11 protein-coding genes are annotated in these 14,735 nt (G+C 53.4%); 2 read left to right on the top strand and 9 right to left on the bottom strand.

What is annotated here, in order from left to right:
* Window positions 1–67: 67 nt before the first annotated feature.
* From AC2TAD_RS14090 to AC2TAD_RS14060, 7 genes are all read right to left on the bottom strand, one after another.
* A complete protein-coding gene (locus tag AC2TAD_RS14090) occupies window positions 68–1,339 on the bottom strand; it encodes an HlyD family type I secretion periplasmic adaptor subunit (protein WP_480868406.1) in 1,272 nt (423 codons plus the stop codon).
* Window positions 1,340–1,361: 22 nt separating this feature from the next.
* On the bottom strand, window positions 1,362–3,509 hold the full coding sequence (locus tag AC2TAD_RS14085) for a type I secretion system permease/ATPase (protein WP_480868404.1): 2,148 nt from the start codon (window positions 3,507–3,509) through the stop codon (window positions 1,362–1,364).
* The gene (locus AC2TAD_RS14080) at window positions 3,506–4,846 is read right to left on the bottom strand and encodes a TolC family protein (RefSeq protein ID WP_480868402.1); all 1,341 of its coding nucleotides are present in this window, start codon (window positions 4,844–4,846) and stop codon (window positions 3,506–3,508) included. The genes AC2TAD_RS14085 and AC2TAD_RS14080 overlap by 4 nt, the downstream gene beginning before the upstream one ends.
* Window positions 4,847–4,852: 6 nt before the next feature.
* On the bottom strand, window positions 4,853–5,659 hold the full coding sequence (locus tag AC2TAD_RS14075; RefSeq protein ID WP_480868400.1) for a SapC family protein: 807 nt from the start codon (window positions 5,657–5,659) through the stop codon (window positions 4,853–4,855).
* 59 nt (window positions 5,660–5,718) lie between these two features.
* Window positions 5,719–7,902, bottom strand: a complete 2,184-nt coding sequence (locus tag AC2TAD_RS14070) for a hypothetical protein (protein WP_480868399.1) — start codon at window positions 7,900–7,902, stop codon at window positions 5,719–5,721.
* A 105-nt stretch (window positions 7,903–8,007) separates the two neighbouring features.
* Entirely contained in the window at window positions 8,008–8,958 is a 951-nt protein-coding gene (locus tag AC2TAD_RS14065) for a hypothetical protein (RefSeq protein WP_480868535.1), read from the bottom strand.
* A 3-nt stretch (window positions 8,959–8,961) separates the two neighbouring features.
* Window positions 8,962–9,537 carry a hypothetical protein gene (locus tag AC2TAD_RS14060; RefSeq protein WP_480868398.1) on the bottom strand — a complete coding sequence of 192 codons (576 nt, stop codon included), beginning with the start codon at window positions 9,535–9,537 and terminating at the stop codon, window positions 8,962–8,964.
* 246 nt (window positions 9,538–9,783) lie between these two features.
* Here AC2TAD_RS14060 and AC2TAD_RS14055 point away from each other — a divergent pair, with 246 nt between their 5' ends.
* Together AC2TAD_RS14055 and AC2TAD_RS14050 are read left to right on the top strand one after the other, a co-directional pair.
* The gene (locus AC2TAD_RS14055) at window positions 9,784–10,896 is read left to right on the top strand and encodes a lactonase family protein (protein ID WP_480868396.1); all 1,113 of its coding nucleotides are present in this window, start codon (window positions 9,784–9,786) and stop codon (window positions 10,894–10,896) included.
* A 24-nt stretch (window positions 10,897–10,920) separates the two neighbouring features.
* The gene (locus AC2TAD_RS14050; protein WP_480868395.1) at window positions 10,921–11,634 is read left to right on the top strand and encodes a dockerin type I domain-containing protein; all 714 of its coding nucleotides are present in this window, start codon (window positions 10,921–10,923) and stop codon (window positions 11,632–11,634) included.
* Window positions 11,635–11,647: 13 nt separating this feature from the next.
* On the opposite strand, the gene AC2TAD_RS14045 is transcribed toward AC2TAD_RS14050, so the two are convergent.
* Together AC2TAD_RS14045 and AC2TAD_RS14040 are read right to left on the bottom strand one after the other, a co-directional pair.
* Window positions 11,648–12,964: an HlyD family type I secretion periplasmic adaptor subunit gene (locus tag AC2TAD_RS14045; protein ID WP_480868393.1), complete on the bottom strand. Its 1,317-nt coding sequence runs from the start codon at window positions 12,962–12,964 to the stop codon at window positions 11,648–11,650.
* Entirely contained in the window at window positions 12,964–14,730 is a 1,767-nt protein-coding gene (locus AC2TAD_RS14040) for a type I secretion system permease/ATPase (protein ID WP_480868391.1), read from the bottom strand. Before AC2TAD_RS14040 ends, AC2TAD_RS14045 begins: the two co-directional genes overlap by 1 nt.
* Window positions 14,731–14,735 lie beyond the last annotated feature (5 nt).

Genomic DNA, 14,735 nt, shown 5'->3' with positions numbered 1-14,735 from the left:
TTTCAGTCCATGGCCGCCAAGTGATTTCAGGTTATTTGTTCGGTTGGCCCGCCTTAAGAACCTCTTTCTATTCCCGCAGAGCTTGCTCCTTGACTTTGACGACGGGTCTTATCAGGTATTCCATCACAGTTTTTCGTCCCGCTAGAATATCGACTTCAGCGATCATGCCGGGAATGATCTCAACTGCCACTCCGTTGGCATCCAGAAAAGACTGTTGGGTTTGAATCTCAACGACAAAAACTTCTTCGTCATTTCGCTCTGATCGCGTTATGGTGTTTGCACCGATCCGGACTATTTCCCCATTCAGCGCACCGTATCGCGCGAAGTCATAAGCGGTGATTTTGACCTTCACCGGCTGTCCGGCGTGCAAAAACGCGATATCATCTGGACGCACGTAGGCTTCGACAAGCAAATTGTCCCCGAGTGGCACTAACTCGATCAATTCCTCTCCGCTGCGGGCCAACCCACCAATCGTGGTTCTGTGAATCCGGTTGACCACGCCTCGAACCGGAGATCTAACTTGCGCACGACTTGCGCGATCCTGCAAAGCCGGCAAAACGGGTTTTAGCGCTGCCAATTCCGCCGTTGTAATAGCAAGGTCAGTCAAAGCTGCAGTGTGAAACCGACTGCGCGTCGCACGAATTCGGTCGTCAATCTCTGCGAGGCCAGTCTGCAGCCTGTTGGTCACAGCTTGCGCACGTGTTCTGCGCCCATGCCACTCGGCTTCATTACGGCGCAGAGTCAACAGCGTCGTGGCGGGTTCCATCCGTTTTTCTACAAGCGGCGTCATGATGGCGCGCTCTTCAGCTAGGATCTTAAGAGTTTCGTCGGCTGTTATCTTGTCTACCAGCCCTTCTTCATACTCCCTTTGTTTCTGCTCCCGTTGACGCTCGAGGATCGCGATTTCAGCGATGAGCTCTGACTGACGACCTTGGTACAAAGCAGTTTCCGATCGAACCACGTCCGGCGCCCCTTCCATCAGTTCCTTGGAAAAAAAGAGCTCACGGTCTTCAATTTCGGCCATCAGCCGTTCCGCCCGCGCCATTAATCCGAAAGCGCGCTGTTGTTCCTGACTGAATTGACTATCGATTAGCGTCGTGTCGAACTCCATCAGCAACGCGCCTTTATCCACGAATTGACCTTCGTTCACGTGCAGATGCTGCAGCACACCAGTTTCTGTTGCTTCGATCAGCTGGACGTCCGCCAATGGAACCACCCTGCCGTCTACACGTGTTACGTCGTCCAGTTCCGTAAGATAGGCCCACAAACCCGCGCTGATAAGACACGCCAATATGACCAATAACAGGATCGAGCCCTTAAGAGGTGACCGTCCGCGCATTTACCGTGCCAATGACGCAAAATCATGATGCTGCGACATTCAGATGCCTCCGCTGAGTAGGGGTGTGGTTAGTTAGGATACTCTTGGGACCATCGGCGCTGACCTGTCCATTTTCGATAACAATGACACGGTCCACTAATGACAGCAGGCTGGTTCTATGGGTAACGATGACCATCGTAGTGTCTGTCGTCGCTTTTTTGAGGCGGTCTATTACTTTCGCTTCAGTTTTGACGTCCATCGCACTGGTCGGCTCATCCAACAACAATATTGGAGGTCGAGTTACTAGAGCCCTGGCTGGGGCAATGGACTGCCGCTGCCCACCTGATAGACCCTCGCCACGTTCTGACAGCATTAAGTCATACCCCCCGGATCGGTCGGCGATAAAATCTTCTACACCTGCAGTTTTACCGGCCTCGATAATGTCCCGGTCGCGAGGCCTGGTGCTGCCACTTGCAATATTTTCCCGTATCGACCCTGAGAAGAGCCAGATATCCTGTAGAACAGTCCCGATGTTTCGACGCAGATCCCCGGGGTCCAACTGGCGAATGTCCACTCCGTCAAGCATCACAGACCCGGACTGGGGTTGGTACAGCCCAAGCAACAGCCGTGTGACTGTGCTTTTCCCCGAGCCGATTGGGCCGAGAATTGCGACTTTTTCTCCGGGTTTGATATCAAAGGAAAGGCCAGACAAAGTAGCATCCGCCTGCTCTGGATAAGTGAACTCCAAGTTTCTGAATGTTATTTGGCCTTGGCATTCAGGTCGACGTATCCACTTTTGACCTTGAGGTCGTTCATTCGTGGCGTTCATCAGTGCGTTAAGGTTCTTAAAGGCACTTCGGGCCTGATTGATCCGTGTAAGTGTCTGGGCCAGTTGCCCAAGCGGCGCCAATGCCCGTCCTGTCAACATAACCGAAGCTATAAGCGCACCCATACTTCCATGACCATCGGCAATTAGAAAAACTCCGTAGAACACGATCAACACTTGGGCCGCCTGTTGCGTGAAACCCGTCAAATTTAGTGCAAATTGCGTAACTGCACGACTTCTCACGCCGTGGGAAGACTGCCGTTCCAATGCATCTTCCCAACGGGCAAGCATTTGTTGTGCCGCCGCCGTTGTTTTGATGGTTTCCAACCCTGACACAGTTTCGACCAGTACGGATTGCTTGGATTGCCCGTCTGAAAAATTCTGCTCGGCCAGCCGTGACAGAATTGGTTGTGCAATCAGACCCGTCATCAGAACAACCGGCACTGCCAAAGCGGGCACAAGTGCTAAAGGGCCCCCGACCAAGTAAATTACAAATATGAACAAGCCAATGAACGGCAAATCCACTAAGGCGACGAGGGTTGCCGAAGTAAAGAACTCTCGCAGAGTTTCGAATTCCCCAACTGTGCTCGCCATAGCGCCGGTTGAACCGGTACGAGAAGTCATGCGCAGATCAACCAATTGATTGAAAATCCGACGCCCGATGATCAAGTCGGCTTTCTGCCCAGCCTGATCAATGAACCCTGCCCGCAACAACTTGAGGGCGAAGTCGAACAGCAAAGCCAACCCAACGCCTATTGTCAGCGCAATTAGTGACTCCTTGGCTTCGTTAGGTAAAACACGGTCATAGACGACCATGATGAAAACAGAGGTTGACAAACCTAGCAGGTTGGCAATCGAGGTCGCCAGGACAACCTGAAAATAGGACCAACGGTTTGCTGCCATCGCGGACCAGAACCAGTGGCCCGCAGTGGGGTTCCCGCTGTTTTTTGTATCTTCGGATTGAGAACGGCGAAATACGATCGCATAACCGGTATAAACATCTTGGAGATTGTTTTCGAAGACTTCACCAATCTCATCACCCAGACTTGGATCATAAATTAAGACCCTGCCACTGGTCGAGCGCCCATGAAAAACCACGACGCGATCGTCTTTTAAAAATAACAGGGCAGGAGCCAACGTATTGTCGAAACTCGAGAGCGTCCAAGCGCCATAACCAGCTTGGAGTCCAGTATTTTGCGCAACTTGAATCGCGTGGGGAATGGTTAAGTTCCCCGATACCCCGGACCTTGCAGCGTGCAAACTGGCTACTGAAATCGATCTTTCCAAAGATGAAGCCACGTGAATCAAACACGTTTCGAGATCAGGTAAATCTGTCCTTTTGATTAGGGAACGCAGGTCGATCATTGATTTGCTCCATGTTCAAACGTCTGGATTCCCAACAGATCAAGGATGTCCCCTGTCAAACTGAGCACCGCATAGTTTGTCAGAAAGAAACTCTGTTCGGCGAGGATTAGCCGTTCCTGCGCGTTGACAAAGTCGCGTTGTGCGTCGAGGATTTCGATCAGGCTGCGCCGTCCTATGGTGAACTGAGCGCGAGCAGCTTTAACGCTGTCAGCATTAACGGTGGCTGCAATCCGAGCTGCCTGTAGTCTTTCCGCTCCCGCCATTTGGTCAGAGCGCACGAATTCTAACTCACGGCGAAGTTGACGAACCAGATCTTCTTTTGCAAATTCTGCCTCTTTGACCTGAGCTTCTGCTGAGGCAATCGCCGCTTTTCGTTGGCCTGTGCTGTCAAGTTCGTAGTTGAACGATAGATCAACGCCGAAATTCGCATCATTGTCGTCATCGCGATCCGTGAAGGCCGCAATTTCTATGTCGGGTTGACGTCTTGCAATCGCCGCTGACTGTTGTGATTTAGCCGCCAGCAAAGAAGCATCAGCGCGGCGAACCTGAGGGCTTTCGGCAATGATCTGTGCATCTGTTCTTGGCACGCTTGGAGCTTCTATCGCTGGTGATAAGGTGCCAGGTTCGTGGCCAAACACTTCATGAAACTGAGCTTCAGCTCGATCTGTGCGGGCTCTGGCATCTGCGAACCGTGTTCGCGCGTCTGCCATGCGGGACTGCGCGGTCAATACATCGGCATTTGAACCGGCACCCTGTTCAAAACGCTCTGTAATTTGGCGCGTTATTTCCTCATGGACGCCCACGTTTTCAAGGGAAATTCTTTGAATCGCTCTTTGATTAGTAACTGAGACATATGCCTCAATTGCAGTTAGGGCGATGGCAGCGGCAGTTTGCAGTTGATCGCCGCGACTTTCAAGAACTCGGGCTTTCGCGGCAGTCAATTCTCCGGACGCAGCGCCGCCGTCATATACTAGTTGCGATATCCGAACGAAGGGCGTTACACCTGCAATATCGCTGTCCACGCGTTCGGATCTGGCGTTAATCCCCATTGAAACGCGTGGCAGAAATGCGCCCCGGGCGGAATCGCGATCTGCAATTGCAAGGTCATATCTGCTTGCGCTACGTGTGTTGGAGGGACTATTTTGAACGGCCGAACGCACGAGTTGACCGAACTCACTTTTTGCCAATTCAAGTGAAGGCGCGGTTGCGCCAACGCCGACCGATCCGCGCTCAAAAGACTTTTCAACAAACGCCAGGTCAGGTGCGGAAGCACATCCTGATAAGCAACAAAGAACAAAGAGCAGTTTTGTGATGGGGGTGAATCTGAGATTTGACATTACAGTTCACATTTCACCGGTTTCTATCATTTCATCCGACTGGGCGCACGCTAATGCTTGAATGAAATCAGAGACTTCTGAATTTTCTGTGAATGGTTTTGCGAAGCGATCATAAGTCAATTTTTCTTGAGCGCGCGAAATCCAGGTGCAGTGAGCCATAGAAACCTTATGTGCATGGATCAAAAGCAGAGCACCGCTTTCGTATAAAAACGCCAAGGTCTCTGATGGCATTTCTCGTACTTTTGGAAGCGATGCACCAAAGCAACCCTTAGGTAGTGAAACGTTTTCGAAAGTTTCTATGGGCTTAAGAAAACCGAGATCAGAGATCATCTGGCATAGCTTGCGTGTTTTGTTGGTCTCGATCGCGCAGGCTTTTAGAAAGACTAGAACGCGGCGTAATTCTTGCGACAGTTCACCGTTGTCATCGAAAAAAGGTTCCCCGTCGGATTTTTGTCCAATCAACTCGGAACGCTCGTTGACCATTAGTCTGTAGTCTTCGGTTTTCGGGTCTGTTACTTCCACCTCAAAAGGGGGGCAGCGCAATGCAGCTGGCACATAGCTTGCAAGCCAGCGACCATCCGGCGCAATAAAAGGTGAAGTCTGTGTTTCGCTCACTGAAAGCAGAGCCACCGGCATGATGTGTTGACCAATTTGTCTGAAAACAATTGGATATGCTGACGCTGCCTGAAAAATTTCCTGAAGAACAATAGGGCAGTGCCTAAGGTTTTCTGCGAAGTGGTAGCTCTCGAACCGAGACCAACCTTTGTCTTTGTGGCGACAGTAGGTCACTGGTGCCAAGTTAGTTTTTGACATGTGCGGACTTCCGTTCTGGAGTCGCTGCCAGCAATAATTGCCGGCAGCGTGGCAGGAATTTAAACCGACGCGCCGGTTGGGTCGGTATGTAGGATGTTGTCCGCGCTCAGTCCGCTTAGATCATTCAATCCCGTGAACTGAGCGACAGTATCGACCGTTGCCGATCCCGGAGCCGAATAATCAACCTTGACCAGTACGCTGTCCGTGCCGTCGGTGGCGAGTACGAAGATCTCGTCCCCATTCTGTACGCCAGTCAGGCTTTCAACTGCCGTTTCGATGGTGCCAGATGTCAGATCTGACAATACAGTCGTGAAGCCCACAACGCCGGTATTCGCGCCTAAAGCGTCTCCTGCGCCGAGGGTCTCAACTCCGGTTCCATTGCCGCGCAAAGAACTTACGCTGAGACCGCTGAACATCAATGCGTCGGTGACGTCGGCAACCGGACCCAAAGTGAAACCTGTAATCGTGTCCACCCCGTTTTCCGCTGGGTCGGCTTCAAACACTACAAGGTCTCGTCCCGTACTGGTCAAGTCGATCGTATCGTTGCCTCCCTGACCACGCAAAACGTTGTCGACTTCGGTTGCCGTGAGGGTTTCGTCACCGTCCGTGCCTAAGTGATAAACTGTTGGACCACCGTCAGGTGTTGTCACGGACAACACTACAGGCTGGCTGGCGTCTTGTACCGTCATGGTGAAAGTTACTAGAGGTTGGGAAAGATCCGTGAACACAGTGGCTGCTCCGCCGAAACTTACCGCCGATGCTCCAACCGGATTGGTGAGAAACAGGTCAAAAGCTCCGTTTTCAACATCCGATCCGGAATCGAACGTTACGACCGATGGGTCAAACCCGAGTTCTGCAGTGATTGCCAAGCCACTCGATATATCTCGGTCCGGGTCTGCGTAAATCTCGAAAGTCAGAGTTGAGCCGTTGCTGTCTGTTTGGACAATCGCATACGCTCCAGGTTCGTGAGCATTGTTCTGGTCCGAAACCGGGAGAGGATCAGAACCTCCGCTTACCGTTGCCGAAGCCTGAAAGTTCAAATTGTCCCCTGCATCAATGCCGGTGAAAGCTGTCGCGCTGACCGGCAAAGACCAACTGCCATCGGCGGCCACAGTCGCAGACCCGACCGGAGACCCATTCAGCGTAATGTTAACACTTTGTCCTGAACTCAAACCAACTGATGTTCCGGAAACTGTAGCGCCCGAGCTCTGGGCGTTGCCGAGATCAACCGCACCATTTGGTCCCGTCTGGTTTATAGTCAAAATCGGGCGCAAATCAGTTGTAAGGTTTGTCGTAGCTGGCGTCGCCGAGTTGCCTGCCGTGTCGCTGACCGTCGCTGACAAGGTGAATCCGGTACTGTCCGACAAGGATGAAAGGTCGAGTGTTGGGATTGTCGCGGACCAAGTCCCTCCGGTGACAACAGCTGTGTAAGTTTGATTGTTCAATGTGACTGATACAATCTGTCCGTCTTCTGCACTGGTCGACCCCGACACCACAAGATCGCTGCCTACTTCATTGATATCCAGGATTGGCCCAATTGGCAGCGCATCCAACGTGATGGAAGGTGCGCTAAAATCGGTTTGCAAAGTCCCGGTGTCGCTGGAAACATTTCCGGCTGCGTCCGCAATCGTAGATGTGACATTGTACGTGACCCCATCTTGCAATGTACCCAACGCCGTTGAAGAGGCAGTATAGCTCCATGTGCCGCCTGAGACCGTTGTCGTCCCGGAAACATCCACGGTTCCGTCTGGGCGAACGATTTTAACAGTGACAACCGTGCCGTCTGCAGCATCCGATGTCCCAGAAACTGTCATGTCGGTGGCTTGCTCAGATACGTTTAGGACAGCGCCATCGGATAGCCCGGTGATATTGATCGTCGGAGCCGTAAAGTCCGTGTTAAAACTGCTGCTGGCCTCGGATGCAGGATTGCCCGCTGCATCCGAAACATTGGCAGCGACAGAAATCGTAGCGCCATCAGTCAACGCCGACAGATGTGCTGCAGGGATGGTGGCGTTCCAGGTGCCACCGGACACGGTTCCAATGTATGTCTGCCCATTGATTTCAACAGTGACAGCTTGGCCGTCTTCCGCTGTCGACGATCCAGTAACCGTCAAATCAGTTCCCCGCTCGGATGCGTTTAAAACGGTTCCGCTAGAAAAGCTGTCGATGCTCAGGGTCGGGGGGGTCACGTCTTTGTCTAAAGTCGCGCTGGCCTGAGGGGCATTAAGACCATCTGTGTCCATCACGTCTGCCGTAATCGTGAATGAGCCACCGTCGCTGAGGGCGACCAGATCAGCTGTCGGGACGGTTACACTCCAGCTGCCACTCGTGATGTTGCCGGTATATGTCTACCCGTTCACTGTTACTGTGACCTGCTGTCCATCCTGTACATTTCCGCTTATTCCACTGATGGTCAGTTCTGCCCCAACTTCAGCGCCATTGATGACACTTCCAACGGGCAGTGGTGAGATAGCGATAGTGGGGCCAGTCAGGTCCACGGGTACAGAACTGAAGGCCGGAGGTGAAACGTTACCGGCGGCATCAGAGGCAACCGCGTTTACAGATACCGGAGTTCCCGTCGTCAACCCCGAAAGATCGGCGACCGGAACCGAAACGCTCCAGCTGCCGCTCGAGGCCGTTGTCGAGTATGTTTGACCGTTGAAGTTTACCGTAATTGCTTCCCCGTCGGCGGCGGTGGTCGTGCCGGTCAGTGACAAGTCGCTGCCTACATCAATAAGGTCAATCGACCCACCTGCAACCTGATCTAAAGTGACAGCCGGTGCGGTGAAATCGGTTTCGATGCTGGTTGTAGCCTGAACGGCCGGATTTCCGGCCTCGTCTTTGACGTCCGCGGTAACAGTAATGTTGGAACCATCGGACAATGCAGTCAGATCCGAGCTGGGAACCGTGATGGCCCACTGTCCTCCTGAGATTGATCCGGTATAGGTTTGACCGCCGACGGTAACCGTAATTGTTTGTCCATCTTCCGCGTCTGTCGTGCCAGAGACTATCAGGTCAGTTGCCTGTTCGGCTGCGTTCATCACGTTCCCAGCTGAGAGTCCTGAAATTGCCACGTTTGGTGGCAATGTATCGATTTCAAAAATGACCGTCTCGGTCGAGATTTCGTTCCCATCAACGTCGAGGCTGCGGACGACAACATTTGTCACGCCTTGAGGTAGGTTGGCTGCCTGTGCAGGCGACAAAGACAGGCTCCAGGTTCCATCACTGTTCAAGGTGGCCGGCGCGACAAAACTTCCAATAGCAATTTGGACTGACTCGGCGCCTTCAGCTGCGTTTATGTTCTATGCGGCACTGCTCAACGCAGTGGATTGTACACCAGAAAGGTTCAGGTGAGGGTAGGTCGGAGCTGGGGGAGGAGCAGAGTCGCCACCGCCTCCTCCTCCTGCGCCGGCTGCTGCGGCCCCTGCCAGCCCAAGCCCGCCAAGTGCGGCTCCTACGCCGCTGATGCCACCGGCACTAGCCGCGCCGCCGGCTTCGGCCGCTAGGCTGAACTGTGCAATTTCGGCCACCGCATCTTCGGCTATCATAATGGCGCCGCTTTCAAGAATTTGAACTTTTTCAGCGGCAACGACTATCGTTTGACCATCGGCCAATTTCAGAACAACATCTCCGTCTTTTAACAACTTGACCGATCGAACACCTGGAATGGTTTCCGCGAATTGGAAGGCGTAGAGTTCCTCGACGGTGGCCTGAGCAAGTGCGGGCAATGCCAACAGAGTCGAACCAAGACCACCGGCAAGCCCTGTTCCGGCCCAACGGCGCATCTTTCCGTCAATCCACTTTTGTAGTTTGGATTTGTCAGCTGCGTCCGCCTGCAATTCGTGCGTACGGGTTCTGGATTCAGGTTCTTTGGTCATCTTACCCTCATATGTGGTGTCCGCGTCCGCCCGATGGGGCAAGTTGCTGTTCATCTGTCTTTCCCATCTGTGACTCATGCGGTCGGACCTGAAAAATTTGTGTTAATCTGAAACTGAACTCCTCGTTTTCACCACATTCGCGCTTTTGTTTCGGACTGGGCATCAGGTCATCCTATTCACGAAGCCAGGTGTGGCGTGGGGTGATGGTTATGATGCTTCAGTTCGAAGGAGTGGTTGCAACGGGAAGTGCAGCGCTCGTTTCAGGTTGGACGTATTGGAACACCCGTTTCCTTTGCTAACGGGGACCAACTGGTGTTGGATGTGCGCTCGGCCAGCGGTTTGGTTGGGTATGAACTGAATCCAGACGGCACAATCGGGGCGCTACAAGAAACAGGAACACTTGTGGGAGGCGGGGATGTCTCTGCCGTGGTCCAGCTGTCTGGTGGAATTTTGGCTGTAGCTCATGAAACCACCGGGGAGATTGCAACTTATAACCTTAACGACGATGGGACTGTGCGTCTTGCGGGGTCAAGCACGGGCCAAGCTGATTCGATGCAAGTGATACAGATTGCGTCCAGTTCGATTCTGGTGACAAGCGATGCCACCTCCGGGACAGTCGGAACCTTCAGTATCAATCACGGAACAGGCGCAATCAGTGAAGTGGATAATACTGACACGCTTAGCACCTTGGGAATTGCGACACCGACCGCAGTGGAAGTCGTTCAGGCTTATGGTCAGTCCTGGGTTGTGGTTGCCGGTGCCCAGAGCAACTCGTTGAGTGTCATGATGCTCGGCAGTGACGGCAGTTTAACCCCCACAGATCATGTGCTGGATTCTTTGCACACGCGGTTTGGCAATGTTCAGGATCTCGAGGTTGTCGAGGTGAACGGTCATGTTTTCGTTGTCGCCGGCGGAGGGGATGACGGGATTACACTGTTCACCATGACGCCCGACGGACAACTGGTGCACCAAGACAGTTTCGAAGATACGCTTCAAAGCGGTCTGCAAAACGTAGAAGCCTTCAGCGTTGCACATGTGGGTGATGAGTTGCAGATACTTGTAGCCTCGCAGCAGGATGCGGGACTGACACAGCTGTCCGTCGATGTGTCCAATTTGGGCGTCGTATGTGACGGGTTCGGTACTGTGAACGGAACAAGTCAGAACGACATCCTCAGCGGCAGCATTCTGGAAACAACTTTGAACGGTGGAGCAGGGGACGATATCCTGATTGCGGGCACCGGAGCGACAACAATGACGGGCGGGGCTGGTGCGGACATTTTCGTTGCCCAATACGGAAGTGACCCAATCACGATCACCGATTTTCAGGTCGGAGTCGATCGGTTGGACGTGTTTGATTAACCTCTACTCAGAACGCCCGAACAATTGACCTTCACGTCCACGGCAACAGGTGCGGTAATCGAGTACCTGAATGAAACGATCGAGGTAAATTCGAACACGGGTAGCCCGTTGTCGCTTGTACAGGTGTTCGGGGCGGGATTTAGAGGGCCGGACCACATTCCCGTCGATTTTGGCGACTTCGGTGGGCTTGATCCCGGCAGCTCGGACGGCATTCAGGGCGACATTACGATTGATTCTACGTCTACAAATGCGGGGTTAAGCGACGCTGAGATCCGCTTTTCGATAGATGGAGGCGGGACAGTGAGCGTGCGGGCTGACGACGATGGGGTGTTCGACTTGGGCCTGCCATCAGGAACCTTCACGGGTGAGTTGGATATCGTGAAAGGGTATTCAACGGCGTCAGGAGACATTACAGCCCTTGATGCTCTTCAGGTTCTTCGTATTGCGGTTGGGCTTGACCCAACATGGGGGCCGGCCACCGCGGAAAATCTGATTGCGGCAGATATCAACAGGGACGGTGCAGTGAACGCGTTGGATGCGCTTGCGGTCTTGCAAGTGGCAGTTGGGCAATCTTCTTCACACCAGGCGGAATGGGTTTTTATCGACGCCGATGCCGACCTTTCAGCTGTCACCAGAACCAATGTCAGTTACGAGACGGGCACAGATATCGTTGTGGTCGACAATGTTCTGGCTGCTGACATGACTTCAATTCTGCTAGGAAACCTCGAGTCAGTTTAAGCCCGTTCCCAGGTCATTCTCGGAATGCTCGATTGAAATAGTCTGATAGCGGTTTGACGAGGAAGGAAAGGGGCGTTCTTTCGTCCGTCTTGATCATAGTCTCAACAGGCATACCCGGTAGCAGTTCCTGGCCATTCAGACGTTCGACCTGGCCGTCATCGGGTGTTACTTCAGCGCGGTAAAAGGTTTGACCTGTTGCCTCGTCAGTGAAGGTGTCTGCCGACACATTGATCACCTTGCCCGCAATTTCCGGCGTTTCACGTTGGTTAAAGGCTGTGAAGCGCAGCAGAACGGGTTGCCCGACATGCAGCTGATCCACATGGATTGCATCCACTCTTGCTGCAACCAGTAACGGTGTGTCTTGTGGCACAATATACATCATAGGCTCACCTGCCTGGATCACCGATTGCAATGCAAATACCTCGCTCCCATAAACGGTGCCGGTGACCGGAGACCGAATATCCAGTCGCGACAAGCGAACGGTCAACGACAATCTCCTTTCCGCAAGTTCTGCGATCTGGGCCTGAATGTCCCTCAGGGTTGCGATGGCTTCCTCTCGCCGTGTCGCGGTCAACTCGACGATTTCGATTTCCGTCGAAGCGATCTGCCCCCGAAGTCGCGCGATGGATGCCTCAAGACGTCCGATTTCCCCGGTCAGGCTAGCCTGTTCACGCTGCAGGGCTAGAACGCGGCTTGCAGGGGTTAAACCACGTTTAAACAGGCTTTGCTGGTCTTCCAGTTCTTCGTTAATCAGCTCCATCTGACGGCGCAGGGAAGCCAGTTGAGAATCGTTGCCTTTGATCTCACTTTCAATCTGAACAAGCTGGTTGCGCAATTGTCCGGTCTGTTGAGTCAACGTTTCTAGGCGCGCTTCGAACAGACGCTGTTGTCCGTAGACAAGGTCATCGGCCAAACCTTCTTGCATTTGAAGCTCTTGCAACTGCGCCGCAAGGTTGTCGATAGAAACACCGTCGCGTTCGGCTTCCAAACGGGCTCTGCGCGCCAGAAGCTCGAACAGCTGCGCTTCGACAATGGTTTTTTCAGAGGTGAGGAAAGTATCATCAAGCCGCACCAGCAAGTCGCCGCTATCCACCGCATCTCCGTCGCGGGCAAAAAGCTCTCCGACGACGCCGCCGTCAGGATGTTCAACGACCTGACGATTGCTTTCTACTTCGATGGTACCCTGGGACACGATGGCACCGGCAAGCCGTGTACGAACCGACCATATACCCAACCCTCCAACTAGGATCGCCAAGGCAACAAACCCGACGATAGCAGGGAAAGTTATGCGCCAGACAGGCCGTATATTATTAGCGTCCTGGTCCGGCATCAGTCGTTCGCCTTTTCTCGGGTTACCTTGACAGTCGTTTTGCTAAGGTCGCGTTTGATCACGTTGGCATTTTGTACCATAGCTCCTAAAACCTCGTCCCGATTTCCGGACTTCACGACCTGCCCTTTTTCAATAACGACCAGGTCGTCGCATTCTGAAATTGCCTGCGGGCGGTGGGTCATTATGATGGCGGATTTTCCTTCGGATTTGAGACCGCGAATTGCCGCGTTAAGTGCCTCGGTTCCATCGGCATCCAAGGCCGAGTTCGGCTCATCCAATATAAGCAGAACCGGATTTCCATAGAGCGCGCGTGCTAGAGCTATACGCTGCTTCTGGCCGCCTGATAGCTGGCTGTCATTGCCATCAAGAAACGTGTCATAGCCTTTGGGCAACGTTAAAATCAGATCATGAGCATTTGCCTTTTTGGCGGCTTCTACCACGGCCTGAGCATCCGGGTTCTCGGACATGCGCGCGATGTTTTCCGAGACGGTTCCGTTGAACAGCGTCACATCCTGCGGCAGGTATCCAATGTGCTGTCCCAACTCGCCGGAATCGTATTGATCCAAGGTTGCCCCGCCCAAGCGGACCTCTCCATTTACGGGACGCCAAAGGCCCAAAAGCGCCTTTGCCAGTGTTGACTTTCCTGACCCGCTTTTCCCGATCACGCCGAGCGCTTTTCCCGGCTCCAAAGACAAGGACACATTGCGCAATGTCGGACTTTCCGCGCCAGGCGGAATGAGCGTGACCGTCTTGGCCGTTAAATTGGCCTCGGGTGTGGGCAGTTTTGTGCGCAGAGCGTCGGGCGGCGTAGATTGCAGGAACTCATTCAATGAGCCCCATGCAGTTCTGGCGCGCTGAACCATCGACCACTGTCCTATAGCCTGTTCAACCGGGGCCAAAGCTCGGCCCAGTAGGATCGACGCGGCGATCATAGCACCTGGCGTCACTTCGTTGCGCAACACCAGCAACGCGCCAAGCGCCAACATGGCAGATTGCAAAAACAGACGGAGGGACTTTGTCAGAGATGAAAAGCTGCCTGTCCAATCACTGGCGGAAATCGTTTGCCGCAAAGCGTCCGTCCGCTGTCGTTGCCAGCGGTTGGTGATGTCGGTTTGCATACCCTGAGCGCGCACAATCTCAGCGGCTTGGCGGGCATGTTCCGAAAATGAGTTGGCCTTGGCCGAAGCAGATTGTGCGGCAGCGGTTTTGCGATGCGTCAGTTGTTGGTTCATCAGAGCGATGACGACCAAAACCGCACCTCCTGCGATGGCTAACCACCCTAGCAGCGGATGAAAAAGGAAAATGGCCGCCAGAAAAACGGGTGTCCACGGGATATCCATCACAGCAAGCAATACCGGTGATGAGCATAGGTTTTGAATGGATTCCAGATCCCGCAGGGCCGTTGCCGGAGCTGCACGGATTTGTGGATGCAAAGATCTGCGCATAGTGGCGTCAAACACCCGTTCATCCAACTGGGATTGGAACCGTGCACCAAACCGCGCAACAATCCGACCGCGGGCATAGTCTAACATGGCCATCAGGGCATATAGCAGAGCGACCAACAAAAAAAGCGCTGCCAAGGTTTCTACCGCGCGTGAACCAAGCACCCGGTCGTAGACCTGCAACATAAAAAGAGGGCCGGTGAGCATCAAAAGGTTGACAAACACACTGAACAGGAAAGCAAGCGCCAAAAATTTTGCACCCTGATTGCGCGCGGCTCTTAGCTCCTCGCGAGGGGCAGGTGGTGGTACTAAGTCATTTTTCACGAACG

The organism is Ruegeria sp. HKCCD7628 (genome assembly GCF_057221005.1).
Note: the sequence above shows the minus strand (reverse complement) of the source record. Positions and strands in the feature narration are given on the sequence as shown.